This window comes from Pseudomonas syringae group sp. 26L6 (assembly GCF_032587815.1).
GTDB classification, from domain to species: Bacteria; Pseudomonadota; Gammaproteobacteria; order Pseudomonadales; family Pseudomonadaceae; genus Aquipseudomonas; species Aquipseudomonas amygdali.
This window is the reverse complement of the sequence record NZ_JAWHPJ010000031.1, coordinates 77,254-103,862: the sequence shown is the minus strand read 5'-3', so window position 1 is coordinate 103,862 and position 26,609 is coordinate 77,254. Positions and strand designations below refer to the sequence as shown.

20 protein-coding genes, 1 tRNA gene and 2 pseudogenes are annotated in these 26,609 nt (G+C 56.0%); 11 read left to right on the top strand and 12 right to left on the bottom strand.

Features of this window, described 5'->3' with window-relative positions:
- Nucleotides 1-35 precede the first annotated feature (35 nt).
- From RYA97_RS16185 to RYA97_RS16160, 6 genes are all read right to left on the bottom strand, one after another.
- Entirely contained in the window at nt 36-1,583 is a 1,548-nt protein-coding gene (locus RYA97_RS16185; protein WP_016982298.1) for a M10 family metallopeptidase C-terminal domain-containing protein, read from the bottom strand.
- Between the two features lie 177 nt (nt 1,584-1,760).
- The gene (locus RYA97_RS16180) at nt 1,761-2,531 is read right to left on the bottom strand and encodes an SDR family NAD(P)-dependent oxidoreductase (RefSeq protein ID WP_016982302.1); all 771 of its coding nucleotides are present in this window, start codon (nt 2,529-2,531) and stop codon (nt 1,761-1,763) included.
- 60 nt (nt 2,532-2,591) lie between these two features.
- Nucleotides 2,592-3,356: a hypothetical protein gene (locus RYA97_RS16175; RefSeq protein WP_016982303.1), complete on the bottom strand. Its 765-nt coding sequence runs from the start codon at nt 3,354-3,356 to the stop codon at nt 2,592-2,594.
- A gap of 156 nt (nt 3,357-3,512) precedes the next feature.
- On the bottom strand, nt 3,513-3,848 hold the full coding sequence (locus RYA97_RS16170) for a hypothetical protein (protein WP_005745763.1): 336 nt from the start codon (nt 3,846-3,848) through the stop codon (nt 3,513-3,515).
- 196 nt (nt 3,849-4,044) lie between these two features.
- On the bottom strand, nt 4,045-5,199 hold the full coding sequence (locus RYA97_RS16165; RefSeq protein WP_016982304.1) for an epoxide hydrolase family protein: 1,155 nt from the start codon (nt 5,197-5,199) through the stop codon (nt 4,045-4,047).
- Nucleotides 5,196-6,116, bottom strand: a complete 921-nt coding sequence (locus tag RYA97_RS16160) for an NmrA family NAD(P)-binding protein (protein ID WP_016982305.1) — start codon at nt 6,114-6,116, stop codon at nt 5,196-5,198. Before RYA97_RS16160 ends, RYA97_RS16165 begins: the two co-directional genes overlap by 4 nt.
- A gap of 113 nt (nt 6,117-6,229) precedes the next feature.
- Between RYA97_RS16160 and RYA97_RS16155 the strand changes: the two genes are divergently transcribed.
- Nucleotides 6,230-6,856, top strand: a complete 627-nt coding sequence (locus tag RYA97_RS16155; protein WP_316892678.1) for a TetR/AcrR family transcriptional regulator — start codon at nt 6,230-6,232, stop codon at nt 6,854-6,856.
- A gap of 230 nt (nt 6,857-7,086) precedes the next feature.
- Here the strand turns inward: RYA97_RS16155 and RYA97_RS16150 are convergent, their stop codons facing one another.
- On the bottom strand, nt 7,087-8,001 hold the full coding sequence (locus RYA97_RS16150; protein ID WP_016982309.1) for a gamma-glutamylcyclotransferase: 915 nt from the start codon (nt 7,999-8,001) through the stop codon (nt 7,087-7,089).
- A gap of 745 nt (nt 8,002-8,746) precedes the next feature.
- Here RYA97_RS16150 and RYA97_RS16145 point away from each other — a divergent pair.
- From RYA97_RS16145 to RYA97_RS16130, 4 genes are all read left to right on the top strand, one after another.
- Nucleotides 8,747-9,166, top strand: coding sequence for a hypothetical protein (locus RYA97_RS16145; protein WP_016982311.1), 420 nt, complete (start codon nt 8,747-8,749; stop codon nt 9,164-9,166).
- A gap of 18 nt (nt 9,167-9,184) precedes the next feature.
- Nucleotides 9,185-10,363 (top strand): hypothetical protein, encoded by a 1,179-nt coding sequence (locus RYA97_RS16140; RefSeq protein ID WP_044295775.1) that lies wholly within the window; start codon nt 9,185-9,187, stop codon nt 10,361-10,363.
- Complete coding sequence (locus RYA97_RS16135) at nt 10,353-12,119, top strand: ATP-binding protein (RefSeq protein WP_016982314.1); 1,767 nt, start codon at nt 10,353-10,355, stop codon at nt 12,117-12,119. The genes RYA97_RS16140 and RYA97_RS16135 overlap by 11 nt, the downstream gene beginning before the upstream one ends.
- A gap of 164 nt (nt 12,120-12,283) precedes the next feature.
- A complete protein-coding gene (locus tag RYA97_RS16130; protein ID WP_157973413.1) occupies nt 12,284-13,756 on the top strand; it encodes an ATP-binding protein in 1,473 nt (490 codons plus the stop codon).
- Between the two features lie 44 nt (nt 13,757-13,800).
- Here the strand turns inward: RYA97_RS16130 and RYA97_RS16125 are convergent.
- From RYA97_RS16125 to RYA97_RS16115, 3 genes and pseudogenes are all read right to left on the bottom strand, one after another.
- A pseudogene (locus RYA97_RS16125) lies at nt 13,801-14,165 on the bottom strand (histone-like nucleoid-structuring protein, MvaT/MvaU family).
- Nucleotides 14,166-14,380: 215 nt separating this feature from the next.
- Nucleotides 14,381-15,193 carry a chromosome segregation protein SMC gene (locus RYA97_RS16120; RefSeq protein WP_232829607.1) on the bottom strand — a complete coding sequence of 271 codons (813 nt, stop codon included), beginning with the start codon at nt 15,191-15,193 and terminating at the stop codon, nt 14,381-14,383.
- Nucleotides 15,194-15,339: 146 nt separating this feature from the next.
- Nucleotides 15,340-15,416: transfer RNA gene (locus RYA97_RS16115), tRNA-Arg, on the bottom strand.
- Nucleotides 15,417-15,572: 156 nt separating this feature from the next.
- Here RYA97_RS16115 and RYA97_RS16110 point away from each other — a divergent pair.
- The 5 genes and pseudogenes from RYA97_RS16110 (at nt 15,573) to RYA97_RS16090 (ending at nt 21,764) form a co-directional block, all read left to right on the top strand.
- Nucleotides 15,573-16,841: an FAD-dependent monooxygenase gene (locus RYA97_RS16110; protein ID WP_162883004.1), complete on the top strand. Its 1,269-nt coding sequence runs from the start codon at nt 15,573-15,575 to the stop codon at nt 16,839-16,841.
- A gap of 45 nt (nt 16,842-16,886) precedes the next feature.
- Nucleotides 16,887-16,967 (top strand): annotated as a pseudogene (locus RYA97_RS26570) (LysE family translocator); the annotation flags it as partial.
- A 329-nt stretch (nt 16,968-17,296) separates the two neighbouring features.
- Nucleotides 17,297-18,739, top strand: coding sequence for an NADP-dependent succinate-semialdehyde dehydrogenase (gene gabD / locus RYA97_RS16100; protein WP_010205737.1), 1,443 nt, complete (start codon nt 17,297-17,299; stop codon nt 18,737-18,739).
- A gap of 193 nt (nt 18,740-18,932) precedes the next feature.
- A complete protein-coding gene (gabT, locus tag RYA97_RS16095) occupies nt 18,933-20,213 on the top strand; it encodes a 4-aminobutyrate--2-oxoglutarate transaminase (RefSeq protein ID WP_005782423.1) in 1,281 nt (426 codons plus the stop codon).
- Between the two features lie 156 nt (nt 20,214-20,369).
- On the top strand, nt 20,370-21,764 hold the full coding sequence (locus RYA97_RS16090; RefSeq protein WP_117140704.1) for a response regulator: 1,395 nt from the start codon (nt 20,370-20,372) through the stop codon (nt 21,762-21,764).
- Nucleotides 21,765-22,034: 270 nt separating this feature from the next.
- Here RYA97_RS16090 and RYA97_RS16085 read toward each other — a convergent pair whose 3' ends face one another.
- Both RYA97_RS16085 and desA read right to left on the bottom strand, forming a co-directional pair.
- Entirely contained in the window at nt 22,035-23,033 is a 999-nt protein-coding gene (locus tag RYA97_RS16085) for a GGDEF domain-containing protein (protein ID WP_002551400.1), read from the bottom strand.
- A gap of 129 nt (nt 23,034-23,162) precedes the next feature.
- A complete protein-coding gene (desA, locus tag RYA97_RS16080; RefSeq protein WP_004660010.1) occupies nt 23,163-24,347 on the bottom strand; it encodes a delta-9 fatty acid desaturase DesA in 1,185 nt (394 codons plus the stop codon).
- A 155-nt stretch (nt 24,348-24,502) separates the two neighbouring features.
- Between desA and dibA the strand changes: the two genes are divergently transcribed.
- Nucleotides 24,503-26,419, top strand: a complete 1,917-nt coding sequence (gene dibA, locus RYA97_RS16075) for a phosphodiesterase DibA (RefSeq protein ID WP_005745796.1) — start codon at nt 24,503-24,505, stop codon at nt 26,417-26,419.
- Nucleotides 26,420-26,609 lie beyond the last annotated feature (190 nt).

Below are 26,609 nucleotides of genomic sequence, written 5' to 3'. Positions count from 1 at the left end.
GGAAGGGGAGCCCACACGCTAGCGTTCAGGTGATATCAGCTCGCGAGGTCGACGGCGGTTTGACCCACGAGCGCCACGTCTGCCGTATCGGCAACCACCAGGTCGGCGTTGGTGAGCTCTCGCGTGTAGTCGAACCCTGCTAGCGTGACCTGGAACGCATGCCCATCGGCGCCTGGCTCGCTACTGCGCAGGTAGGTACGGTCGGTGTTTTCATCGTAGGTCATGCTCAAGGTGCCGTCGCGGCCGTTGCCAAAACCGGTCACGCCCAGCGCAGCGACGTCGAGCTTGTCCTGGCCCCAGATGAAATCAGTGATCAGGTCGCTGCTGCCCGCATGGCTGTCGGCGCTGCTAGTGAACACGAAACGGTCGTTGCCTGTGCCGCCGGTGAGCTTGTCCGCGCCCACCCCACCGGTCAGCACATCGTCACCGGCGTTACCCTCGAGGGTGTCGTTTCCGGCACCGCCGACGAGGGTATCGTTGCCCCAGTAACCATAAAGGGTGTCGGACTTGTCACCGCCTACCAGACTCACCGAGGTGATCGGCTGCGGAGTGGTCACAACCGTCGCATCACTGGGCGGGGCGAACAGCACAGTGCTGGCGTTGAGCTCATTGACGTGGTTGCCACTGAGCAGAATTTCAAAGCGGTTACCGTTGGCATCGGCCTCTAATGATTTAAGCGCGGTGGCATCGCCGGCCAGGTTGAGGACCACCTTCAGCGTACCGTTGTAGCCGTTACCCAGCCCGGTGAAGCCCAAGGCGGACACGTCGATCATGTCATGGCCGTTGCCACTGAAGTCGGTGATCAGGTCGCGGCTGCTGTAGCTGCCACTGGCATCGTTGCGGTAGCTGTCGCTGAGCCGGGTATACACGAAGCTGTCGGCACCCGCGCCGCCGCTCAGAGTGTCGCCGCCGGTGCCGCCGAACAGCCGATCATTGCCCGCACCCGCTTCGACGTTGTCGCGGCCAGCGCCGGCTTTCAGGGATTCGCTGGCGTCTGTGCCTTCGAGCAGATCGTTGTGCGAAGTGCCGTTGATCAGCGGCTGGAAGTTGGCATCGGTAATAAGGCCGCTATTGGCCAGGAACTGCACGGCAAAATGTTTACCATTACCGTCTCGCTCGTAGCTTTCCAAAAAGTAAATGCCGCGCAGAGGCTCGCTACGGATGTGCAAGGTATCGCCATAGCCATCGCCTAAATGGCTATAGCCCAGGGCCGACACGTCGAGGGTATCGTGGGCGGGGTCAAAATGGCTGATGGAATCGGTGTGCTCGCCTCCGCCATTGATATAGCTGTCGCCGATGCGGTCGAAGCGGAATACATCATTACCGGCGCCGCCGTCCATACCGTCGTATCCGGCACTGGAGACCATCACATCGTTGCCACCCCCGCTGACTAGCTGGTCGTTGCCGCCACCACCCATCAGCAGTTCATTGGCCAGCCCACCACGTATGTAGTCGTTGCCAGGAGTACCCTGCACGATGAGTTCGACCGGGTTATTGCTGGCTTGGCTAATGGCGCTTTTGACCTGCAAATTCCCAAGCGCCGTAGGGTTGGTGGCGTCCTTGATGTTGAATACCTGGGTCATGCCGTGCTCCTTACTTGCAGTTGGTCCACTGGGAGTGGGGTATGACGCCAGTAATGCCGTCTCGTTGATAGCAGTGGGCCTTATCCGACGAAGGGGTTATAAGCGGCGGGGGCTTTCCGACCAAAACAGCCCGCTAGTGAGGACGGACAGCGATCTCATTCTCACAAGTGAAACAAGTCACCAGACAATCGGCTTATCGTCCCAGGCCCAGAAGGTCCCGCTGTCGGCCGGTCCATGTGCGCCTACCACCTCTATGATGCGATCCGCCGAGAAAGCCGGTTCGAACAGTTGGCCTTCGGGCACGTTCGCCTGGAATGGTTGAGACAGTTCCGTGTCAGTCGTGCCTGGGTGTATTGCCAGGACAGTAGAGGCCGGGTTAAGACGTTTCAACTCGATACTGGCCGTGTGCAGCAACTGGTTCAGCGCTGCTTTGCTGGCTCTGTAGCTGTACCAGCCACCCAATCGGTTATCGCCAATAGAGCCAACCCTCGCAGAGAGCGCCACGAAGGTTGAAGGTTGTTTGCGCAATAACGGGAGCAGGTGTTTGAGCAGCAGGATCGGTGCAAAGGTGTTGGTCGCGAAACTCGCTTGCAGGCTCGCAAGTGTCAGTTGTGCCAGGCCCTTTTCTGCTTTTGCGCCGTCCTGATGAAGAATGCCTAGCGTACTGATGACGAGGTGCAGATGCTCACATCCATCAAGCGTCTCGCTCACGAGTGCTCCAAGGGATTGCTCATCACGCGCGTCGCAGTCGACGCGTTTGATGCGTTGGCCATATTGCTCTGCAAGCGTTGCAAGCTCTGTGGAAGTGCTGGCTTTTCGCGCGACCGCCCATACCTGAGCCACATCATCGCGAGCAAGCAACGCCGCGCACAGTGCCAGGCCGATACCTCGGCTGGCTCCGCATATCAGCACGTTGGCCTCGCTGTTCAGTTCAGGTATCAAATTCATAAGGCACCTTGAGGAGCATGGCTGAAGTGTTTTTTAACGTCTGTGAAACAACTATAGGCACTACCGCCTCGCCAACAACCGCGCCAACACAGCCGTCACCACGACAGCCAGTAAAACGGCAGCCGCGATGGACACAAGCACGCCCCATTGCAGTATGGAATATCTGAGGGTCAGGTAAAAACTCACCACCCCGACAGCGCCAATGGCATTGCCCCGGACTATTGCCGCCAGTTCATAACGCCCGCCCTGAACGTGGACGAACACGGCAAGCGGCCAGGCGATCACCGGGATCGGCGCCAGCAGCCCACTGACCACCGGCCCGAGCCAGGTGGCACTTGCGGTAACCGCCAGCAGCAGAAGGGTGGCGGTCAGCATTCGCATCGGAATGACCCAGCGCGGCATTGCAACGTATGACGCTACGTCCGGCGGAGCCTGTTTCGAGGTGGCAACGACGATCAACGCAACCATCAGCAGCGTGAAGATGATCGACAGCGCCAGTGAGCCCGACAGGTTCACCACAAAGGCCGTCGCGCCATACACCGCGAGCGCCAGGATGCATCCCGCCAACGCTGAAACGCGTCGAGTGACCAGGAAATAAAACAGATAAGTCGCCTGAATCGCCGCCAGCCCGGCCAATGCGCCGGGCACCGCCATCGAGGCGAATGCAGTGCCTTGCTCAAGACTGAGAAACAGCATGACCAGCGCCGAGGTCATCGGCAGACCGGAAAGAAGCCCCGCCACACCAGTGCCCCAGCGCCTGGCCGCCAACGAAATGGCCAGCATGAGCGCGGGGGTAATGAGTAACTTGAGGTAGAAGGCCGTCATGCAGAAAACTTCACATCCGAAGGAGGGCTGAATGCTAAACCTTTTGGCGGTTGGCAACGATGCGTGTCTGCTCTTACTCCTCGCTCAACAGCGCATCCGCCAACAGCCAGAAACAGAAAAGCCCGGCGAACCGGGCTTTCTGAAACCGAGCGGCGCTTATTTAGCCGTTTTCAGCTTGATCACGTCACCAGAAACGGTGGTGGTATAGCCGTTCAGGACCCAGGCCCAGAACCACTTCTCCTGCACTTGGGTATTGATCAGCGCATCGCCACCCTTGGCCTGGATGGCGCTGTTCTGCGCACGAACAAAACGGTCGTTCTGACGAATCGGGATCAGACCGAACAGCATCAGGCCGGTGGCGCTTGCTTCACTGTGACCTACGACGGTGTATTGGCTGCTGTCGTATTGCGGGGTTTTCATAGGGGTGCCGGTGCAACCCGCCAGAACCAGACCACATACTGCTGCGGCTACGACTTTGCTAAATGACTTCAAGGTGAAACTCCATGGGAAAACCCGGATCCCCGTCTCGGGCGGCGGTACTTTACTCGTTGGGTTCATGCTTGAGGTAATTTTTTGAAATTGCCTCACAGCGCGCCCACGACCGAGCATCCGCCAACTCCGAGAGTGGCTGTTTCCGGTTGTAGCGGGGCGCTCCACCTCCAAGATATTCAGCACGCCTGCAAAAGTATTAACGCAGCAGGCGGAAGGTCTCACGCACATGCTCGGTGAGCGTTTTCGGGTTTTCCATGGCCGCGAAGTGGCCGCCGTGCTCGGCTTCCGCGAAGAACCGCAGGTCGTCAAAACGCGCCTGCGCCCAGCGCCGTGACAGGCGCAGCAGCTCGCCCGGGAACATGCTTACGCCGGCAGGGATCGGCATCGCGGGGGCAGGGCCTTGCTGTTGCATTTCGCGCATACCTTCCCAATAGAAACGCACCGAGCTGGGACCGGAATTCGGCAACCAGTACAGCATGATGTCGTCGATCAGCGCATCGAGCTCGATTACCCGCTCAGGCTCGCCGCCACTGTCGGAGGCATCCTGAAACAGTGCATACACCCACGCCGCCAGGCCAACGGGCGAATCCGCCAGGGCGAAGCCTACTGACTGCGGCCGGGTGCTGTGCACTTTCATGTAACCGGAAAGCTCTCGGTCGTAGCGCTGCGCGTCGGCCAACATGCGCTGTTCTTCAGGCGTGGCCTGGGCGATTTCCGCCTCGGTGGGTTGGTACATGACCATGTTCAGGTGAATGCCGATCAGGCCAGGCGGGCGCATGTGCCCAAGGGCGGTGGTCACGGCCGCGCCCCAATCCCCACCCTGAGCGGCCCAGCGCTGGCCATAGCCCAAACGGTCCATCAACTGCGCCCAGGCCGCCGCCGTTTTGCCCACGCCCCAGCCTGTAGAACGCGGCTTATCACTGAAACCGAAGCCCGGTAGCGCCGGGATCACCAAATGGAACGCATCGCTGGCCTGCCCACCGTGTGCAACAGGGTCGGTGAGTGGCCCGATCATCTTCCTGAACTCAAGAATCGAGCCCGGCCAACCGTGGGTCATCAGCAAGGGCAAGGCGTCAGGATGAGGCGAGCGGATGTGCAGAAAGTGAATACCAAGGCCGTCGATCTCGACTCGGCTGCTGTTCCACTGATTGAGTTGGGCTTCGGTGGCCCGCCAGTCATAGCCATTACGCCAGCGCTCGACCAACGCACGCAGACGCTCGAGCCGTGGTCCCTGACTGTTGTCGGACACGGTTTCGGGGTCAGGCCAGCGGGTTTGCGCCAAGCGCTGAGCCAGATCGTCGAGTTGCGCCTGGGGGACTTGAAGAGGAAAAGGCTCGATAAGGTGGGTCATTGGTTGCTCCCTTGCACATGGGTACGGGCCAGCGTGTCACGCACGGATGCCCATTCACGTTGGCCATAGCGGTCGTTATCCAGATTGAGCAGCTTGCCGCGCCCGCTCATCATGTCGCGCAGGTATTGCATGCCCTGCCAAGCCGGGAACGGCTTGTCACTGGCCGGCGTGAGCGCACGCACCACGCCGATAAGGGTGGACAGCGTGCCGATATTGCCGGGGCGCAGGGTGCGGTAACGCTGCCCGGTCAGCTCGGTGAGGAGGCTGGCGATCTGCGCAGGCGACAGACTGTTACCGGCGATGCGCAGAAAGCGCGGCGTGTGAGAATCCAGCGCAGCATCGGCGGTGAAGGCGGCTACGTCGTCCTTGGCCGTGAAATCCAGCGACTGTTGTGCATCACCGAAATGCAGCACCCGCCGTCCGGGCAGCACGATAGGTGCGTCGCCTTCGAGCAGTTCTAGAAAGCCACCGTTGAGGATCGAGGTCACGCTGATGTCGTCCGCATCAAGCTGAGTGACGAAGCGCCGGCGAAGGTCCAGGTTGCGGTTATCACCAGGCCGGGTACGGGTGTAGTCGAGCGAATAATCCGAGGGAATGAACCTGGGCACGCCAGCCGCCACCGCAGCCTCCAACAGCCTGCCCTGCTGCTCGATGATCACCTCTTCCAGGCCGTTGAGCGTAGACACCACACAACCCGAACCCGCAACGGCGCGGCGCAGGCCCTGGGCGTCATCCAGTGAAACAGGCGTGATCGTCGTGGTGCTGTTGCGCAGGCCATTCAGCCGGGCTGGTTCAGTGCCCGGCCGAACCAGCGCTATGACATGGGCACCGCGCTCTGCCAAGGCCCGCACGACGCGGTGGCCCAGATCTCCCGTAGCGCCAGCAACCACAATGGGTAAAGCAGTCGCGTGATTCACAAAGCGCTTCCTTGGTCGTTATGAATAGGTAGAAACGGCGTTCACCTGCTTCCATTTAACTGAACGTTACCGTTTAGTTGACGAACAAACAAGCGGGCTGTAAGTTGCCGGCCATGACAGCGATCAAGACCAAATCCAAAGGCGGCAGGCCCAGGCAAGACCAGGCGGGCGAGGCCGAGCGTCGATTGCTGGATGCCGCCCTGCAACGCTTTCTGGCCTGCGGTTTCGAAGGCACCTCATGCGAAGACATCGCCCGCGCCGCAGGTGCCAGCAAAGCCACCCTCTATGCCCGTTACGCCAACAAGGAAGCGCTGTTCGAAGCCGTGGTGCGACGCCACGTAGCCACCTTGCTGGTGCCCGCCGAAACAACTCCCGCGCTCCCACTCGAAGGCCGCCTGCGGCACGTGGGCCACGGCATCCTCGAACACGCGCTTCAAGCCGATACCCTGGCCATGATGCGCCTGGTGATCACCACTTCTAACCGCACCCCGCTGCTGGCGGCTGAAGTGAATCGAATCGGGTGGGAAGGCGGTTTTATCAGAGTACGTTCGGCGATTTTGGCAGGCCCGGACCAGCCCACGGCCCCTGATGCACTGGCCCGTCAATTCATCGATCTGGTGTTCGCTCCCCATCAGCTTAGAGCGCTGTTGGGGGAGGATCGGGGGGTGTTGATTCAGGGTATTCCGGAGCGGGTGGAGTGGGGGGTGAAGATGGTTGGGGCTGCTGGGTTGTTGGGGTGAGGGGTTGGGTTTTAACTGCTTTTGAGGCAATGGGCCTAGGCTGTGAAGCCCTCGTGGGGGCTTTGACTCAGGAGGCCTGCCACTGGCCATTACTAATAGCCAGGCGTCGTTTGAACTGGGCTGTCAGAGGCCCGGTTTATAAGGGCTCTGCTGACAGCCTCTCAGTTAGGCATACACGTGGGCATACAGGGCCACGGCTGCTTGAGGCTAAAAGATCCCGAGAATAATTTTTAAGGATTCGCTCCTGGATGATCGTGCCAATCACAGACGCCACAGCTGAGATAGGAATCGCCTTCAGGCGGGATATCGATATCGAAGTGCTTGCGGACGTCACGTGACTTACAGATCGGGCACAGGTCCGTTTGATCCTGCTGCTCCCGCTTAAGTACCTGCATCATATGACCTACGACAGTTTGACAAGTGTGGATAGCTATCGACGAGGCCGTTCTGCTCGCGCTCTTCGTATGGGTCAACCAGTTAGATAGTTGCCAAGCCTCCTTGGAGAGGTTCTTCAAATGTTGACGCAATTCCTTGTTGCTTCCGCCCCCACACAGGTGATTCATCAGCAGGTCAATCCATGCGATGAAATTGGCATCTTGTGGGCGATCTACTTCTTGGGGGATTTCGCTCAACCGCCTTATGGCACCTATCAATGAGATCAGAGCCTCACGCAACAGCATGCCTACAGCCTGGAAATCTTCTGCTTCGACGGCAGCATCGTGGCGAGCATCGGCCTGGTCCATGCGTCTAAACACTTCGTCAAACGGTGTTGGATCTGAACTATCAATTCGATCAGGCCGGCTCCTCAATCTCATCATCAGCCCAATATGAAAGGAGATGGTGTAGTCGAGTGTAGGGAAGTGCTTCTGGGAATAAAGATTCGTGAGGTTTGTGATGACCCACCAACGATCCTTGTCGGTCGTCACGTCCCAGATTTCATAAATCCCCCCCAGCACGATTTCTTTTTTGATTCGCTCTACGTGCTGAACGATCTCATCCGGAGCTTGCCCCTCGACATAATTAGCGATATCTCGCTCAGCATGAAGGTCACTCTCAACGCTATAACGCGAAAGCTCGTCAGCCGGTACGGGATGGGATGGGATGGTGCAATCCCCTTCAACAGGTAAATCTCGTTCGTCACGCACTATTGCTTTCCTTGCAGGTCGCCCCGTTCTTTCAACCTCAATAGCACCGCTATCGCGCGAGCGCTAGCAGAAATCCGTGAGGTGGTAGGCTGAGTTCAAAACCTGCTGGGACCCTGGAGATTTACTGACCATACGGGGCATGAAACCCGCGTGAGTTTGGTAGCTGCTGATCGGTTGACGTTGGTTGACAGTTGACGGGTTGACAGTAGCAGATCAGTAGCTGGACGAATGAACGTCTGTGTTCACCACCCGATTGGGTAAGTTCACCGGGTTCACCAGTTCACTAAGCTGTGAAAACGTCCGCTACTCAAGACGCGCGGGTTCCCTGCCCCGTGTCTTAATGAACGCCTCAAAGACCCCGGCGTGCTTTGGACCATGCACGTGGCAATCGCTGGAGGGAATGATGCTTCCGGGGAGTGGGGCTACGTTTCCTCTTAAAGCTGTGTTACCCATGTTACGGGGGTAACGGTGTTATCTAACTAACTGTATTTATTGAATATTTATTGAGTAACACTGTCGTTGCGCATCAGTAGTGTCAGTGTTACTAGGCTAACTGGTGTAACGCTTTAGAAGAATGAATGAGCGCTTTGATGTATGCCCTTCGGATCATTATCTGCCCAGCAGCCCAGCAGCTCCCTTTTGTGCCAAGTAGCTATCAGCCAAAAAAAAGCAGACATTCAAAGCGTCTACTAAGCTGGGGTCGATACAGAACGTAGGTCGCATCAGAAATGCGAGGAGGAAAATATTGGATTTTACTGTCGTCACTCATTCTTTTCGTAAAGGGCTTGATGCACAAAAATTACGAGGCCAGCTCCCGACGCACCTGCAGGCGTTCCCACGGGGCTGTTGTGGTGTCGTTTCGGAGCTGCTCGGGTACTATCTCAACACTCAGCTAGGTTTGCGGGTTGAATACGTGTGTGGCGAACGTGGCGGCGGCTCCCATGCGTGGCTTGAGCACGACGGTGTAGTTATTGACATTACCAGCGACCAGTTCGATGGCCGCCCCCCTATATTCATCGCTGTAAAAGATGATTGGTATGCGTCTTGGGAGGAGGCAGCGCGGCACATTGCAATTCATCATCCAAGTGCCTGGACCTACAGCGAGGAGCGCAACATCCTTCGAGCAGTGCTCAGCGAGGCCGGCCTCCCGAATTTAACGGAATAGAAAAATGCAGAGGTCAAGATGGGACGTTCGGCCGACTACACAATCCAGGGTTTCCTGTACCAGTTTAATCAGACGCTCGCTGAACTTCTGAAAGCGGCGGATGAGGCGGAAATTACTATCGAAGGTATTGTCGAAGATATTGAAGTAGCAACATTTTCGGGTATCAAGGCAATTCAGTGTAAATATCACGAGACCCAAGATAAATATACTCCAAGTATTCTGTATGATCCTTTGCTTCAGATGATGAAGCACTTTAAGTCCAATCCAGTCGCGAAAATAAAATATCATCTGTTTGCACACTTTCCAAATAATCCAGAAATCGTCATCTCCGCTGTCGAGTTGAAGAGTGCGCTCAGCTCGAAAAACAAAGACTTAAAAACGTTGGTTGCAGAGGTTGCTGGTGTTAATGTTGATGAATTCCTGAAAGTATTTGCAATTACGGTAACGCCAAAGTACGACGATTTGGTGGAGGAAAACTCAAATCTGCTTGAGGCTCTTGGCTTCAATAAGGGTGAAGTGGTAACACTGTTTTATCCAAATGCCATTCAAATCATAGCTGATCTAAGTATCAAGCATCAGGAAAAGCTTAGAAAAATCACTAAGAGGGATTTTTTGGAAGCATTGCGCCGGATTAGATCTACTGCGGTTTCTCAATGGACACTTGCGTTAAAGACGCGACAGAAGGTTTTGGAGACGCGACGTAAACAGCTAAAAGAAAATTTTAGTGCAAACGTTCGCCTGCGCTTCTTGGTTGTATTTCCTGCATTCCTAGAGCAGTTCGATGAACAAATTGTCCTATTTATCAAGTCATTTATTGATAAGTACCATTTTAAGCAGGCACATACGCACACCCCCCTCTTTGCGCTGGATGTTCCTCAAGATTTATTTGATGAAATTGCGGAACGATTAATCGGGAAGGATGTGGTGCCAAACCTCGGGCGACCAGTGAAGGCGTTTTCCGAGATCAGTTTTTTCCGTGAGCCAATGGTTCTAAAGGATAAAAAAGAGTTTGTTTTGCGGTTTGTTCGTTGGGAGGATTACAAAAATCTTAAGCTTAAAATTAAGGCGGATGATTTTTTTGTAATTGGAGATGGAGATATTACAAGTCTAGACCTTCAGGATGTGAATCTTGAAGCCCTAGGTGCCGAAAAATTTGATGAAATCAGATATATGATGGGGATGAGCAATGCCTATTAAGATTGGAGCTGTGCTTTCGTGTGCGCCAGAAGCCGTCATAGTTGCGGTGGATAGTCTTGACGCGTTCGAGAAAAATAAGGAAGGACTGCAGGTTGGCCGGTTTCTGAAGATTGCACAAGGCAACCATGATTTTACGATTGCCACCATCCGAAACATCAAAGGCACAAACACGACCACTCCAGACGGAAAGCCGACCTGGAACTTCCAGATTGAGTGCCAGGCGATAGGAACCCTGGTAGATGACAAAACGTTTGACCGTAGTAGTCTCCTCTTGCCGGTACCAACGGAACATGCATTCATTGCGGAAAACGATACCTTAGACAAGATATTCTCGGCGGATGGTGATCACGATTTCCCTCTTGGCAAACTTTCAATGAATAAAGCCATTGATCTTATGATCAACGGCAATAGATTCTTCAGTAAGCATATTGCCGTTGTGGGCTCCACCGGCTCTGGTAAATCATGCACTGTTGCGAGTGTGCTACAGGGTATCGTTGGGATATCTCAACGTAAAAACAGTAACAAGGACATGCAAAATAACTCACATGTTGTTATATTTGATATCCATGATGAATATACCGCTGCGTTTACTTTGCACGCGGCAGAGTCTTTCACTCTGAGTCGCCTAGATATAGATTCCCTCCAACTCCCCTACTGGTTGATGAATTCGGAGGAGCTCGAAAGCATGTTTATCGAGAGTAACGAATCTAACTCTCACAACCAAGTTAGTCAGTTCAAGTATGCTGTTGTTTTGAATAAAGAGATGCATAATCCAAATGTTCCGGAAGTGACTTACGACACTCCTGTTTATTTCGCAATTAAGGAGGTTTACAATTTCATCGAAAACCTGAATCGAGAGGTCATTGGTCGGTTGCCTGGAGAAGACAAGCCTAAGCTAGCCAATGGTGATTTAGTGTCTGACCGGAAAATTTATTTCGAAAAAATCCACGATTTTGCAGCCAACTCGACTGCGGCAGCGACCAAGGCGACCAATGGGCCATTCAATGGAGAGTTCAATAGGTTCGTTTCGCGGTTGGAGGCGAAATTGGCTGATAAGCGCCTCAGGTTTCTTTTGAACTCAAAGAAAGCTGATGGGCAGGCGCATGTTACTGATGACTTTGAGGCGTTGATGAAGCAATTCATCGGCTACGTCCACAAGGCGAACGTTACCATTGTGGACTTGAGCGGAGTTCCGTTTGAAGTTCTTAGCGTCACGGTAAGCCTGATCTCTCGCCTCATCTTTGACTTTTGCTTTCATTATTCCAAACTGCAGCATGCCGAAGGCAAGCTCAATGACATCCCTGTTATGCTCGTGTGCGAAGAGGCGCACAACTATGTACCGCGGGACAGTCACGCAGCCTATCGCGCATCCCGAAAATCTATAGAACGCATCGCAAAGGAAGGACGGAAATACGGCTTGAGCCTGATGGTTGTGAGCCAACGACCCTCGGAAGTATCGGAAACAATATTCGCCCAGTGCAACAATTTCATTTCCTTGCGCCTGACGAACGACGCAGATCAGAACTATGTGCGACGGCTATTTCCCGACAACGCCAATGCGATCACAGAGATTCTCCCCAACCTGGCTCCCGGCGAGTGCGTTGTGGTCGGTGACGCCGTGTTGCTGCCAGCTGTGATCAAGATGCCGCTACCGGTTCCAGAACCACATTCCCAAAGCGTCAAGGTTCATAGTGAGTGGAAAACTCCATGGCGCGATGTTGTCTTCGCTCAGGTCATTGAGCGTTGGAGAAAGTAAGAAGTGGAATTGCTCTTAATTTCATTGTCTCATTGAAAGGGCTACATTAGGTCGGTATCAGCTATTGCCGTTCAATCGAATCCCGACCCTGACCTCGGATGGCCAAGGTCGCTGGATTAAGAAAAGGGAGTTAAATTTTTAATGGGACTTTGCCGGGGTATAGCGTGAACTACATAAACATCCTGTCTTTGGTACAAGCAAACACCTCGTTAACGCCTCCTATGTTTAACGAGTATTTAACGCACCATAATATAAAAATAAAACCAGCAGAAATAGAAGATCTGAAGGGGCTGGTGGGCGGGTTGTATGATTTATCAGATAATGCTAATGCCTTTTCTGCGTTTTACGTTGGCTATCAAATCCCCCAAATAGGTAAAGAGTTTGACTTGTTAAGGTTTGGGAAAAACAATGTTATCAATATTGAGCTTAAGAAAACATGTTCAGAAGAAAAAATAAAAGATCAGCTAGTAAGAAATAGGTATTATCTGTCTTGTGTTGGTAGATATGTATATTGCTTTACCTATGTGTCGGATGTGGCGACGCTGTATTATTTAAAAGATGACAACTGCCTAGTAAAGGTCGATCTTAGTTCTTTGAGAGACCTGCTTGCTTCCCAGGAAATAAATCACGAAGAAGTTGTTGATGATCTTTTTAATCCCTCTGATTATTTGGTTTCACCCTTCAACTCTACTCAGAAATTTTTGCGTGACGAATATTTTCTAACTCATCAGCAGGAAGAAATTAGAAATCGAGTTTTGCAGTATTTAGCTGGGCCGAAAATGGTGAGATTTATTTCGGTAATAGGCAGTGCGGGTACAGGCAAGACTCTGCTTGTATATGATATTTCGAAACAATTGACACAAATGAAGAAAAATAATCTTATTATCCACTGTGGGCAGTTGAATGAGGGGCAGCTTGAGCTAATAAGGTGTGGTTGGGATATTATTCCTATAAAAAACTACTTATCCTATGATTTGGCGAGATATGATTTGGTTGTTGTTGATGAGTCGCAGCGTGTTCGCCCTCATCAGTTGAAGGATATTATTGCTAAGGTTGAGGCGTCGAGCGGGAGTTGCATTTTCTCCTACGACAAGCTTCAGACGTTAGCTAACTGGGAAGAAACAAGCGATATTGATGCTTCCATAAATGGCATAAAAAACTTGGTCCTTCACAAGTTGTCCGAAAAAATCCGTACAAACAAAGAAATTGCAAACTTTATAAGGGTTCTTTTTAATAGTAAAAGAAATCTACCCTTGTCAAATACGAACAACATTAAGCTTAGTTATTTTAATAGCTTAGAGGATGCAAAATGCTATCTTGATTCGTTAGATGAGTCCGGGTGGGAAGTGCTGCGATTTACTCCGTCGCAATACGGAAATGAACATCATGAAAAATATTGTGCAATTGCCAAAAAGACATCGCATCGGGTTATTGGTCAAGAGTTTGACGGTGTTGCAATACCGATTGATCAGTATTTTTCTTATAACGCAGCTGGCGAATTATATTATAAGGGGGCGGCGTATTATAATATGACTAAAATGCTATTTCAGAACATTACCCGCGCAAGGAAAAGGTTGAACGTTGTGATTATAGGCAATGAAGAGGTATTAAGCAGGTGTATATCTGTCTTACGATGACCCAATAAAAATGGCCCGTTCGGGCCCTTTCTGATGAATCGTTTTTACATTTTAAGCCAGCTTTCCACCTCGTTAGAGCTGTGCTTCATTTTCCACTCTTTTAGCGTCTTGTGATTACCGCCTTTGGTCTCTACGACTTCACCAGTGTGAGGGTGTTTGTATGTCTTCAGCTCTCGAGGCTTACGCGTACCGGGCGTCGGGGTTGGCGCTTGGCTACGCTTGGTGCTCTGTGGGTCCAGCAAATTGATGATGTGTTTCAAGCTAAAGCCGTACTGATCTAGAAGCCCACGGAGCTTCGTCTCGAACTCGATCTCTTTCTTCAGCCCATCATCACTCTTCATTTTTCCAGTGCCTGGAGTCGCTCGGCAAGGTGTTTTTCGAGCTGGCGGTATTCTGCGAGTTTGGACATTGTGTTTCCTTATTTATGACTGTATTCGGTATTAGGATATATAGCGCTGATGACATGTTTCGCACTATTTCCGGCGTATCAGTTGGCTTTCAATGTGCGCCATTTCCGCTTTGAATGCCTTGATCGTCAGCATTTGTATCTGACTGACTTTGGCTGAGGTCGCGTTGATGGTTTTCAACAGTGCAGCCAGATGAGCTTTCCGGGCCTTGAGCGTATCAGCCCAGCTCGTGCTGTTTTGTAGTGGCTTGTTCACTGCTTTCATCCTTTCGTTGCTCCAGTTGGCTCACGAGTGCAGCCTGTTGAGGTGTCGAAATATCGTTGAGCTGAAGCAGGTTCTGTGCGCTGTAGTTGCGAGACCGCTCCGATAGCTGATGCCACGTCCAATTCACCACGGTTTCGCCTTCCTGCGGAACCGCCAGTTTCAACAGGCTCACTTGATCAATGCCGAGCAGGTTGTAATTCGCCCAGAGCCTTCCGCCCACATCGAAGAGTGTCTTAGCGGCCTCGTTCCATTTCTCTTCCAGCACCGTCTGGGAGAGCCACAGGGCGCCGCGTTCTATGCCCTTGTGCTTTTCCTGCGCTTCGGCGATGTATCGATCTACGGTGAGCAACTCTTGCTCCAGCGCAGATATGATCAGGCCTTGTCGACGATCATGTTCGGCAGCGGTTGCCAGGTTTTTTGCGGCTTTTTGCGCATCGGCGTTGGCGGTCTTTTCGCCTTCGGTGTCGCCCCATGCGACGGCCTGTGCATACGCAGTCGCAGCGTCCGTTTCGGCCTGCCGGGCTTTGGCCATGTCCTCTACCGCTCGTTGTTTGATCTGTTCCAGACGGGTGCTGAGGGTCTGACGTTTTTCATTCAGCTCCTGCTCATCGGCTTTCCAGGTGTTCATGGCCTCGATGTATCCCGCCATCAGTGAATGGCTGTTGATGAGGGGCTCGCGGCGATTGATCTTCTGATCCAACAGGTCCGCATTGTGCCTGCGCGAGTCGACGATGCGCGGATCGCACATGCTGATCTCACCAACCATTAGGAGGCTGTCGGAATGCTCACTGATGGTGGATGCCGACATATCTTGAGAATTGCTAAACCCAAAAACAAAAAAACCCGCACAAGGCGGGATTCGGGCATTTCCTGGACTGTCCACAACTCAAGACAGATCCAGACTGCAAAATATGGCGCACCAGGCGGGATTCGAACCCACGACCCCTGCCTTCGGAGGGCAGTACTCTATCCAGCTGAGCTACTGGTGCGACGCGGGCGCCATGATACTCACATGGGTACGGGGCGTCCAGTTGCGGGCGGTGTGCGATACAAATCACCCAGCGCGCCACGCGACAACCTTTCATCAGCCCACACCCATTACCGCCCCCAAAGGAAGAGACCTGCGCTTCCGGCACGGCTCTGTGGTGGTGCATGATGCTCCCCATACCACTCAGCCAGATCGTTCTCACCGAGGGCATCTTATCAATCAGTTCAAAAGCATCGAGCGCAGCCCGTGCCGCGTTCTTATTACCGGGGCCAGTATCGCGGGGTGTGCCACGGCCTGGTGGCTGGCGCAGCGTGACTGTGATGTCACGGTTGTCGAGCAGGCGTCTGCCTTTCGCGATGGAGGGCAGAATGTGGATGTGCGGGGCGCGGCCCGGCAGGTTCTGCGTTTGATGGGGCTTGAGCAGGCGGTAAAGGAGCTCAATACCGGCGAGACCGGGCTTGCGTGGGTCGATGAGGACAACCGCACGGCGGCGCAAATTGATCTGTCCGGTCTGGAGGTCGATGGTCCGACGGCTGAGCTTGAGGTGTTGCGCGGGGATCTTGCGCGCCTGCTTTATGAGGCGTCGTCTGCTGATGCGTTCTATCGCTTTGGTGATCGTATTGTGTCGGTCGAGCATGATGATGAGGGCGTATCTGTCACGTTCGAGAGCGGTGGCGAGGAGCGTTTTGATCTGCTGATCATTGCCGAAGGTGTCGGCTCGCGTACGCGTGAGCTGGTGTTCCCCGGCGAGAATCAGCCGCGCAGGATGGACTTGGCCAGCGCGTTCTTTACTGTGCCCCGCGCGCCGACCGATAGCCAGACGGCGCGTTGGTATAACGCGGTGGGCGGGCGCAGTGCGGGTGTTCGTCCGGACAATCGCGGTACGACGCGTGCGTTCTTTAATGTGCACGGCCGTAGCCACCTGACGGTTGGCAACAGCATTGCCGAGCAGAAGGCGTTTCTCCGGGCGTCGTTTGCAGGCGCGGGATGGGAGGTGCCTCGTCTGCTGGAGGGGATGGAGGCGGCGGAGGACTTCTGGTTTGATGATCTGCGCCAGGTGAAGATGGATCGCTGGTCGAATGGCCCTGTGGTGTTGCTGGGCGATGCGGCCTGGTGTGTCACGCCGCTGGGCGGGGTCGGTGCTTCGCTGGCGCTGATTGGTGCGTATGTGCTGGCGGGCGAACTCACCAGAACCGACACCATTGCAGGGGCCCTTGCTGCGTACGAATATGTGCTGCGCCCTGTGGTGAAAAAGTCGCAGAATGTGCCGAAGCTGGTGCCGCGTCTGGTTCATCCTCGCAGTCGCACGGGGGTGAAGATCCTTCGCGCCGTGCAGCGCTTGGTGGCAACACCCTTCATCAGCAAGCGTGCTGCCAAGGCGCTGACCCCGGCGATTCAGTCCTTCACGCTTCCGGATTATCGATAGCGCTACAGGCGTGCGTTAAAAGCTGCGCCGGGCCCTGCGGTGGTCATGGCGCTGTCGAACTCGATCAGCCAAGGCCCGGCCAGGACGATGATCGGGTCGTTAGGCAATGCCTTGAGGTTGATCGTGACCTTCGCCGGTTGCTCCATGGTCGCTCACGGCTTTTATGCGCCGCATGATCACACTGCGGCTGCCTTGCGTTCAGGTTCGTCGCTGATCAGAAAACTACACACCTCCCTACGCCCGTTCTTTTTTTCGAACGGGCTATTGTCCTTTCCCCCCGCAATGCCTAGGATTCGTTTGAGATTTCAAACGCTCTTGTTCGGTCTTCCTGCCTTCATGCGTTGCGCAGCGCTGGAACCCGATGGAATGTTTTCCTGACGATGGCTTCCAAATGGGGTGCATCGATATTCAATTGTTCGCGTCGCCTCTCGGGCGATGCTGTTTAGGAGGCCGACATGCAGCTCAAAGATTCCACACTGTTCCGCCAACAAGCCTACATCAACGGCCAGTGGCTGGATGCGGACGGTGGTCAGTCGATCAAGGTCAACAACCCTGCCAACAACGAGATCCTCGGCACTGTGCCAAAAATGGGCGCAGCCGAGACGCGTCGGGCGATTGAGGCGGCTGACAAGGCGCTGCCGGCCTGGCGTGCGCTGACTGCCAAGGAGCGTGGCAACAAGCTGCGCCGCTGGTTCGAGCTGATGATCGAGAACCAGGACGACCTGGGCCTGTTGATGACCCTGGAGCAGGGCAAGCCGCTGGCCGAAGCCAAGGGCGAGATCACCTACGCCGCGTCGTTCATCGAGTGGTTCGCCGAAGAAGCCAAGCGCGTCTATGGCGATGTGATCCCTGGTCACCAGCCGGACAAGCGCCTGATCGTGCTCAAGCAACCGATTGGTGTGACGGCGGCGATCACCCCGTGGAACTTCCCGGCAGCAATGATCACCCGTAAGGCCGGTCCGGCACTGGCGGCGGGCTGCACCATGGTGCTCAAGCCTGCGTCGCAAACGCCGTTCTCGGCACTGGCCCTGGCTGAACTGGCCGAGCGTGCGGGTATCCCGGCTGGTGTGTTCAGCGTGGTGACCGGCAGCGCAGGCGATATCGGTGCCGAGCTGACCGGTAACCCGATTGTGCGCAAACTGTCCTTCACCGGCTCGACCGACATTGGTCGCCAGCTGATGGCCGAGTGCGCCAAGGACATCAAGAAGGTTTCCCTGGAGCTGGGCGGTAACGCGCCTTTCATCGTGTTCGACGATGCCGACCTCGACAAGGCGGTCGAAGGCGCGATGATTTCCAAGTACCGCAACAATGGTCAGACCTGCGTGTGCGCCAACCGTATCTATGTGCAAGACGCGGTGTATGACGCGTTCGCCGAGAAGCTCAAGGTGGCGGTCGGCAAGTTGAAGATCGGTAACGGTCTGGAAGACGGCGTCACCACCGGCCCGTTGATCGACGACAAGGCCGTGGCCAAGGTCAAGGAACACATCGCTGACGCGGTCAGCAAAGGCGCAACCGTGCTGACTGGCGGCAACAGCCTGGAAGGCTCGTTCTTCGAGCCGACTATTCTGGTCAACGTGTCGAAAGATGCCGCCGTGGCCAGGGAAGAAACCTTTGGTCCGCTGGCCCCGCTGTTCCGCTTCAAGGACGAGGCCGAAGTGATCGCGATGGCCAACGACACCGAGTTCGGTCTGGCATCGTACTTCTATGCTCAGAACATGAGCCGTGTGTTCCGTGTTGCCGAAGCGCTGGAATATGGCATGGTGGGTATCAACACCGGCCTGATCTCCAACGAATTGGCACCGTTTGGTGGTATCAAGTCGTCCGGCCTGGGCCGTGAAGGCTCCAAGTACGGCATCGAAGATTATCTGGAAATCAAATACCTCTGCCTGTCGGTCTGACTGACCCGGTCTGACTGACGTTGAGGTATTGCAGCCGATGGCGCGCGAGAGCGACGTGTCATCGGCTTTTGTTGCACCGTAGTTTCCTGGTGGCCTGAAGGCTGCAGCAGTCGATCATCGTATGCTGCCGCAGTTGATCCGGTCCGCTTGATCCTTGACCCACGCCGACCGATGAGCGGCGAATGAGGAATACATGAGCAAGACTAACGAATCCCTGATGCAACGCCGCCATGCTGCCGTCCCGCGTGGCGTTGGTCAGATCCACCCGATCTTCGCAGCTTCGGCGAAGAACGCGACCGTTACCGACGTGGAAGGTCGTGAATTCATCGACTTCGCGGGCGGCATTGCCGTTCTGAATACCGGTCACCTGCACCCGAAGATTATCGCTGCGGTGCAAGAGCAGCTGACCAAGCTGAGCCATACCTGCTTCCAGGTGCTGGCCTACGAGCCTTACGTCGAGCTGTGCGAGAAAATCAACGCCAAAGTGCCGGGTGATTTCGAGAAGAAAACCCTGCTGGTCACCACCGGTTCCGAAGCGGTTGAAAACGCCGTGAAGATCGCGCGTGCTGCGACCGGGCGTGCGGGCGTGATCGCCTTCACCGGCGCTTACCACGGTCGCACCATGATGACCCTGGGCCTGACCGGCAAGGTTGTACCTTACTCGGCGGGCATGGGCCTGATGCCGGGCGGTATCTTCCGCGCGTTGTACCCTTGCGAGCTGCATGGTGTGAGCGTTGACGACTCCATCGCCAGCATCGAGCGCATCTTCAAGAACGACGCCGAACCCAAGGACATCGCTGCAATCATCATCGAACCCGTTCAGGGCGAAGGTGGTTTCTACGTGGCACCGAAGGCGTTCATGCTGCGTCTGCGCGAGCTGTGCGACAAGCACGGCATTCTGCTGATCGCTGACGAAGTACAGACCGGCGCTGGCCGTACCGGCACGTTCTTCGCGATGGAACAGATGGGCGTTGCGGCCGACCTGACCACCTTCGCCAAGTCCATCGCCGGTGGCTTCCCGCTGGCGGGCGTGTGCGGCAAGGCTGAATACATGGATGCCATCGCACCGGGCGGTCTGGGCGGCACTTATGCTGGTAGCCCGGTTGCTTGCGCTGCGGCGCTGGCGGTGCTGGATATCTTCGAAGAAGAGCACCTGCTGGACCGTTGCAAGGCAGTCGGCGAGCGTCTGGTGACTGCGCTCAAGGGCATTCAGGCCAAGTACCCGGTCATTGGCGAAGTGCGTGCGCTGGGCGCGATGATCGCCGTCGAACTGTTCGAAGACGGCGATTCGCACAAGCCTAACGCCGCAGCAGTGGCGCAGGTGGTTGCCAAGGCGCGTGACAAGGGTCTGATCCTGCTGTCGTGCGGTACTTACGGCAACGTGTTGCGCGTGCTGGTGCCGTTGACTGCCGAAGACGAATTGCTGACACGTGGGCTGGCCATTCTGGAAGAATGCTTCGCTGAAATCGCGTAAAAAGTGTGAAGTCGTAAATTGATTAATTTATGACCAAACAGACAAAAAAAGCCCGTTTCGACGGGTTTTTTTTGGTCTGGAGCAGGGTATTTCGCTCTTTTTGCTATATCCGGACGAAGGCTTTGGCTAAGGTGAACGCATCGATGTCGGAGAGTCATGATGACTGCTGTAGATTTGCCCGCGGTACCTCGCGTATTGATTGCTGAGTCTGATCCGTGGGTTCGCGAAACACTCAGCGATCTGGTACTGGGTGTGCGAGCGGACGTCGACCTGGAAATGTGTACCGATGGCAAGCAGGCCGTCGAGTGGATGAAGAAACAACTGCCTGACCTGATCATCGCCGCACGCGAGCTACCGGGGATCGACGGGTTGAGCCTGTTGCGTGGCGTACGCAACCTGCGTCGTCAGCCCGCCATCCCTTTCATTCTGATCAGCAATCGCAACGACAGCGCCAGCGTGCGTGAGGTCTTGCCACTGGCACCGACTGCCTATCTGACCAAACCCCTGAATACCGAAGGGCTGCGCCAGCGCCTGGAAAGCCTGCTGCTGGAACGTCAGGCCCCGGTTGCGGGCGCAGTGCCCGCGCTGACGCCGGGTTTGACGCTGACCAAGTTTCTCGACAAGCGCCGTGACGTGGCTGACGGCGCGCCGCTGTTCGTTGATGTAGCGACGGCGATAAAACTCAGCCAGACCGCCAGTGGCATCGACGCTGCCTTGCTGGAGCAAGAACTGCGCAACGATCCGCACATCACTGCCGTGTTGATCGCGGCCGCCAACAGTGCCGCGCAACATTTGGGCAAGCCAGTGCAGACCATGGGCGGGGCGCTGGCCATTCTCGGCCCGGTGCAGGGCGCAAATATCGCATCAGGCCTGGCCAAGAAACGTATGGCCGTGCTGACCAGCGACGCGTTGCTGGCCCAGGCCAGTGAGCTTTGGACCATGTCGCAGCGCACGGCTGATTACGCGCGCATTCTGGGCGGCATGCTGGAGCTGGATGTAGAGCGTTGCTTCTGTGCTGGTCTGCTGCAGTCGCTGGGCGATCTTGCTGTGCTGGGTTGTTTGCAGGAGTGGCTGCTGGCCGGTGGCGAGCTGAATGAAGACGTGATCAAGCAATCGCTGGAGCAATATTCGGCTGCTTTCGGCTCTGCTCTGCGCACCCGCTGGCGTTTGCCGCTGGAACTGCGTGAGCTGATCGCTGCGGTGTATCAGTACAACACCGGCATCTTCACTCGCGAAGTGTTGGCAATGAACCTGGCGGGGCAGATGGCACGTCTGGGCGAGGAAGAGAGTGTTAACACGCTGATCAAGACCAAGTCGGCCAAGCTGTTGAAGCTGAGCGTCGGTGACTTGCAGCGTTTGCGCAAGAAACTGACCGGCGTGACTGACCCTAGCCTGTTGAAACCCTTGCCAACCGAACCTGAGGTGGCTGCCGAGACGGTTGAGGGGGAGGAAGAGCCTGATTTGCTGGACCTGACACCTGAACCACCTGCCGAAGAGTCTGCTGTAATCGAGGAACCGGCCAGCGCCATTCAGGGCCCGCTCGAGAAGTAGAACCTGACTGAGGCCTTCGCGAGCAAGACGGATCGCCGCCCCGGTCGCGCCCACAGGGAGTGATGCCGTGTGCGCACTTGCTCGCGAAGGCTATATTCCAAACGCAGCCAGTGCATTGACTGTACCGCCCTCTTCGCGGACAAGTCCGCTTCTACAGGGCACCGCAGACCCCCACAGGACTTGATGCCGTGAGTTTGTGGGAGCGACCGGGCGGCGATCCGCCTTGCTCGCGAAGGGGCCAGTCGTACTTTCTACAGTCGAGAAGGCATGTCAGACCAGCACGATCTGATTCTTGCCTTGGCGCTTGGCCTGATACATGGCGGCGTCGGCACGGCCATAGAGGGTTTCCAGGCTTGAGTCTTCCGGGCCCAGATTAGTCAGGCCCTGGCTGGCGGTGATGCTGAAGGTGGTGCCGCCTGACTGGAAGTTCTGGCGCTGGATCTCGCGTTGCAGGCGCTCGGCGATCTGCATGGCCATATCCGGCGCGCAGCCTGGGAATACCGCGGCGAACTCTTCGCCACCGATACGCCCGAACAAATCACCACGTCTCAGTGCCGAGCGGCCACTTTCAGCGATGCGTTGCAGCACGGTATCGCCTTCCTGATGGCCGTAGGTGTCGTTGACCAGCTTGAAGTCATCGATATCCAGCAGCAGAAAGGCCAGCGGCGTACCGTTGAGGCGAGCCAGTTCGAACTCGCGCTGGGCGCATTCGAAAAAGTGCCGACGGTTGCTGCTCTGGGTCAGCACGTCGGTGGTTGCCAGGCGTTGCAGCTCATCCTCGAGGTGTTTCTTGTCGGTGATGTCTTCGGCGATGCCCACCACGATCAGACGCTGGCTGGCGTCGGCGCGATGGCTGACGAAGCATTTGTCGCTGAGCCAGCGTACTTCACCGTCCGCACGGATGATTCGGTACTCGCGGTCCTCGATCGAGCCTTTCTCGATCACCTCGTTGAGGCTGCGCTCGGCGTAGTTCAGGTCATCCGGGTAGATACTGTCGCGCCACTCGCTGTAATCGGCCAGCAGCAAGCCCGCCGAGCGGCCGAAGATACGCTCGTACGCCGGGCTGACGTAAATCATGTGCTGGGTTTCCCAGTCAAACGCCCACAGAACAGCGTTCACACTCACCAGCAATGAGCTGAACAGTTGTTCGCGCTCGCTCAGGCGGGCAACTTCTGCCTGGGCGTGCATCAGGGCTAACAGGGTTTCTGCGGCTGCGGGCATATCAGTGATCGGCGTGCCGGGTAGGGAGGTAGGAGGCTGCTTTTCCATAAGATCCATCTCAAGCGTTACGGCCAGTGCCGTGCCCTATCCCGTTTGGCGGGAAAGTTGATGAGATAGATTGGCAGGGGATAAGTTCCGGGACCGGCGCACCTGCGGGAGGCGCGCCGATCAACGGTATCAGGCGTGGGCGGGGCGTAGCGAGTAGGTTTTCAGCTGGTCGGCGAACTCACGCAGCGAGTGAATACCACTGGCTTCGGCCTCGTGAATCCACTCTTTGATGGCTGAAAGCATGTCATGGCCATTGCTGCTGGTCTTGACCCAGATCTGCTGCAACGCCAGACGCTTTTCGTAGATCACTTTCAGCGCATGGCTGTGTTCCAGCATGGTCTGGATGCGCAAATGATGCTTGTCATCGAGCAGACTGGTCTCACGTGACAGCAGCCGTTTGGCGCGACTGAACTGATGACGCACCGATTCGTCGGCCTTGGCCAGTTCCTGGGCAACCAGCGGCGCAATTACCAGCTTGCGATACTGCGCCATGATCTGGAAACGGTTGTTGAGGATCGCCATGGCGGTGTCCATGTCCATGTGGCCCTTGCCTTCGACCCGATGGGCGATGGGCGCGACCCGCTGGACCTTGGCCAGCCCCAGGAAACTGAACAGTTTGATCCACGCCCAGCCCATGTCGAATTCCCAGGGCTTGACCGACAGCTTGGCTGAGTTGGGATAGGTGTGGTGGTTGTTGTGCAGCTCTTCGCCGCCGATCACGATGCCCCACGGCACCAGATTGGTGGCCGCGTCACGGCATTCGAAGTTGCGATAGCCGACGGCATGGCCCAGACCGTTGACCACGCCAGCAGCCCAGAAGGGAATCCACATCATCTGGACGGCCCACACGGTGATACCGAGGGCACCGAACAGTGCCACATCGATGACTGCCATCAGGGCGATACCCAGCAGCTTGTAGCGCGAATACAGGTTGCGCTCGATCCAGTCTTCCGGGCAGTTCTTGCCGTAGATACGCAGGGTGTCCTGGTTCTGAGCTTCTTCGCGGTACAGCTCGGCGCCTTTGCGCAGCACGGTGGACAGGCCTTTGACGACCGGGCTGTGCGGGTCGTCGACGGTTTCGCATTTTGCGTGGTGTTTGCGGTGGATGGCTGTCCACTCGCGGGTGTTCTGGGCAGTGGTCAGCCACAGCCAGAAACGGAAGAAGTGTTTCAGCCCCGCATTGAGCTCAAGCGAGCGGTGGGCTGAGTAGCGGTGCAGATAGACCGTGACGCCGACAATAGTCACATGGGTCATCGCCAGCGTGACTGCTATTACCTGCCAGACGGAAAGGTCGAGCAAACCGTTGTACCACATAGGCTGTTTGGCCCTCGTAAAGATACTCATGAAGAAAAAAGTTACGCGTGCATTATCACTGACATCCCACAGAAAACCAGTCACCCTTTCAGATAAGAGTCGCAGGATGTTTCTTGCTTTATAATTCCGGCTTTATCTGAGGTTCTTCGTTTCCGATGTCAGATTACTCCCTTGGCGCGCTGCGAACGGCCGTCCTGTATGGGCTGCTGTCCATTTTGTGGTTTGTGACGTGCGACCTGTTGCTGCCCTTTTTCATAAAAGAACCTGCTCGATTGGCGTTCTGGCAACTGATGGCCGGTTACAGCTGGGTGTTGCTCAGCGCGGTCATGATCTTCATCGCACGTGACAGATTGAGAAGCCTGATCGGCGGCGATGCGCTTTTTCAGCGCCAGCAAGCCGATTACGACCGGCTGCGGCTGGCGGAAGCGGTGTTCGACAGCACTCGCGAAGGGGTGCTGGTCAGCGATGCGCAGGGCCACATCGTTCACGTCAACCGCGCTTTCGTCGATATCACTGGTTATCAGGCCGAAGAAGTACTGGGCCTCAACCCCAGCAAGTTCAAGTCCGGCCGACACGGCCCGGAGTTCTACAAACAGATGTATCACTCGATCATCAGCGAGGGCCAGTGGAGCGGCGAGATCTGGAATCGGCGTAAAAGCGGCGAGATCTATCCGCAATGGCAGACCATTCGCAGCGTTATGGGCGATGACGGCCAACCCAGGCACTTTGTAGCGGTGTTTTCCGACATTACAGCTATCAAACGCTCCGAGCAGGAGCTGGCCCAGTTGATCCACTTCGATGGGCTGACCGATTTGCCCAATCGCCTGCTGCTGACTGATCGCATCAGCCAGGCGCTGACTTCGGCGCGCGCCAGCAAACGCGGCTGCGCACTGTTGCTGATCGACCTGGACCACTTCAAGAACATCAATGACAGCCTTGGCCACAACGTGGGCGACGATGTGCTCAGGGCCGTCGCCGAGCGGCTCAAAAGCGTGTCCGGCAATGAAATGACTCTGGCGCGTCCGGGCGGCGACGAGTTCGCCCTGTTGATCAAGAATTGCTCGCAGCTGGTTCAGGCTGCCGCGCTGGCACAGCAGGTGATCGATGCGCTCAAGGCACCGTTCGCGATTGCCGCGCATCAGCTGTTTGTCACTGCCAGCATTGGCATCAGCCTGTTCCCCGGCGATGCGCTGACCGCCGAGCAACTGTTGCGCAATGCAGACTCGGCGCTGTTCAAGGCCAAGGGCGACGGTCGTGAGTGTTATGCGTTGTACACCGAGGAATTGACCGCCCACGCCCAACAGCGCGTGCAACTGGCCTATGAACTGCGTCAGGCCGTCGAACTGGAACAACTGCGGGTCTTCTATCAGCCGGTTCATGACCTTGTCACCCGCCGTATTCGCGGTGTCGAGGCGCTGGTGCGCTGGCAGCACCCGGAGCGCGGGATGGTTTCGCCGGGAGAATTCATTCCGATTGCCGAGCAAAGCGGGCTGATCGCTGATATTGATGCCTGGGTCTTGAAAACCGCCTGTCTACAGATGAAGGCCTGGCTGGCGGAAGGCGTGCCGGTCGAGTTCGTCGCGGTAAACGTCTCCAGCCGCCTGTTCAATCATGGCGACCTCGACCGTCGGGTAGCACAGGCACTGCATGAGACCGGGCTTGAGCCTGCCTTTCTGGAGCTGGAAGTGACTGAAAGCGCGGTCATGGAAGACCCCGAACAGGCCATCGAACAATTGCATCGCCTGCGCGAACTGGGCCTGAGCCTGGCCATCGATGACTTCGGTACGGGTTATTCTTCGCTGCTGCGGCTCAAGCGCATGCCGGTTCAGAAGCTGAAGATCGACCAGGGTTTTGTGGCCGGACTGCCGGGCGACGATGACGACATCGCGATTGTCAGAGCGGTCATCGCGCTGGCGGGCAGCCTGGGCATGCGGGTGCTGGCTGAAGGCATCGAGCATGCGAATCAGGCTGCGTTCCTGCTGGGCAACGGTTGCCAGTTGGGCCAGGGCTACTGGTTTGCCCGGCCAATGGTCGCGCAGGCTATCGACTGGACGCATGCACCGGTCTTCTAGCAGCCCGGCTGAAGCCGCTAGAGCTAGGCTTGCCAGGGTGTGCAACGCATCTTGGCAAAATCTCTAACCGCTAAATTTCTTTTGGTTATATCTGCATTCTTAAATAGTCTTTTTAAGAATATCCGCACCTCACTATTATTGCCTCACCGCCATACGCCATCGCCCCCAGTCGCGACGGCCGGCTTCTCAT

What these genes read in the sequence shown, in the direction of transcription:
- RYA97_RS16185 (WP_016982298.1), bottom strand. Translation starts at nt 1,583, where the DNA reads ATGACCCAGGTATTCAACATCAAGGACGCCACCAACCCTACGGCGCTT.
- RYA97_RS16180 (WP_016982302.1), bottom strand. Translation starts at nt 2,531, where the DNA reads ATGAATTTGATACCTGAACTGAACAGCGAGGCCAACGTGCTGATATGC.
- RYA97_RS16175 (WP_016982303.1), bottom strand. Translation starts at nt 3,356, where the DNA reads ATGACGGCCTTCTACCTCAAGTTACTCATTACCCCCGCGCTCATGCTG.
- RYA97_RS16165 (WP_016982304.1), bottom strand. Translation starts at nt 5,199, where the DNA reads ATGACCCACCTTATCGAGCCTTTTCCTCTTCAAGTCCCCCAGGCGCAA.
- RYA97_RS16155 (WP_316892678.1), top strand. Translation starts at nt 6,230, where the DNA reads ATGACAGCGATCAAGACCAAATCCAAAGGCGGCAGGCCCAGGCAAGAC.
- RYA97_RS16140 (WP_044295775.1), top strand. Translation starts at nt 9,185, where the DNA reads ATGGGACGTTCGGCCGACTACACAATCCAGGGTTTCCTGTACCAGTTT.
- RYA97_RS16135 (WP_016982314.1), top strand. Translation starts at nt 10,353, where the DNA reads ATGCCTATTAAGATTGGAGCTGTGCTTTCGTGTGCGCCAGAAGCCGTC.
- RYA97_RS16120 (WP_232829607.1), bottom strand. Translation starts at nt 15,193, where the DNA reads ATGGTTGGTGAGATCAGCATGTGCGATCCGCGCATCGTCGACTCGCGC.
- gabD (WP_010205737.1), top strand. Translation starts at nt 17,297, where the DNA reads ATGCAGCTCAAAGATTCCACACTGTTCCGCCAACAAGCCTACATCAAC.
- gabT (WP_005782423.1), top strand. Translation starts at nt 18,933, where the DNA reads ATGAGCAAGACTAACGAATCCCTGATGCAACGCCGCCATGCTGCCGTC.
- RYA97_RS16090 (WP_117140704.1), top strand. Translation starts at nt 20,370, where the DNA reads ATGATGACTGCTGTAGATTTGCCCGCGGTACCTCGCGTATTGATTGCT.
- RYA97_RS16085 (WP_002551400.1), bottom strand. Translation starts at nt 23,033, where the DNA reads ATGGAAAAGCAGCCTCCTACCTCCCTACCCGGCACGCCGATCACTGAT.
- desA (WP_004660010.1), bottom strand. Translation starts at nt 24,347, where the DNA reads ATGTGGTACAACGGTTTGCTCGACCTTTCCGTCTGGCAGGTAATAGCA.
- dibA (WP_005745796.1), top strand. Translation starts at nt 24,503, where the DNA reads ATGTCAGATTACTCCCTTGGCGCGCTGCGAACGGCCGTCCTGTATGGG.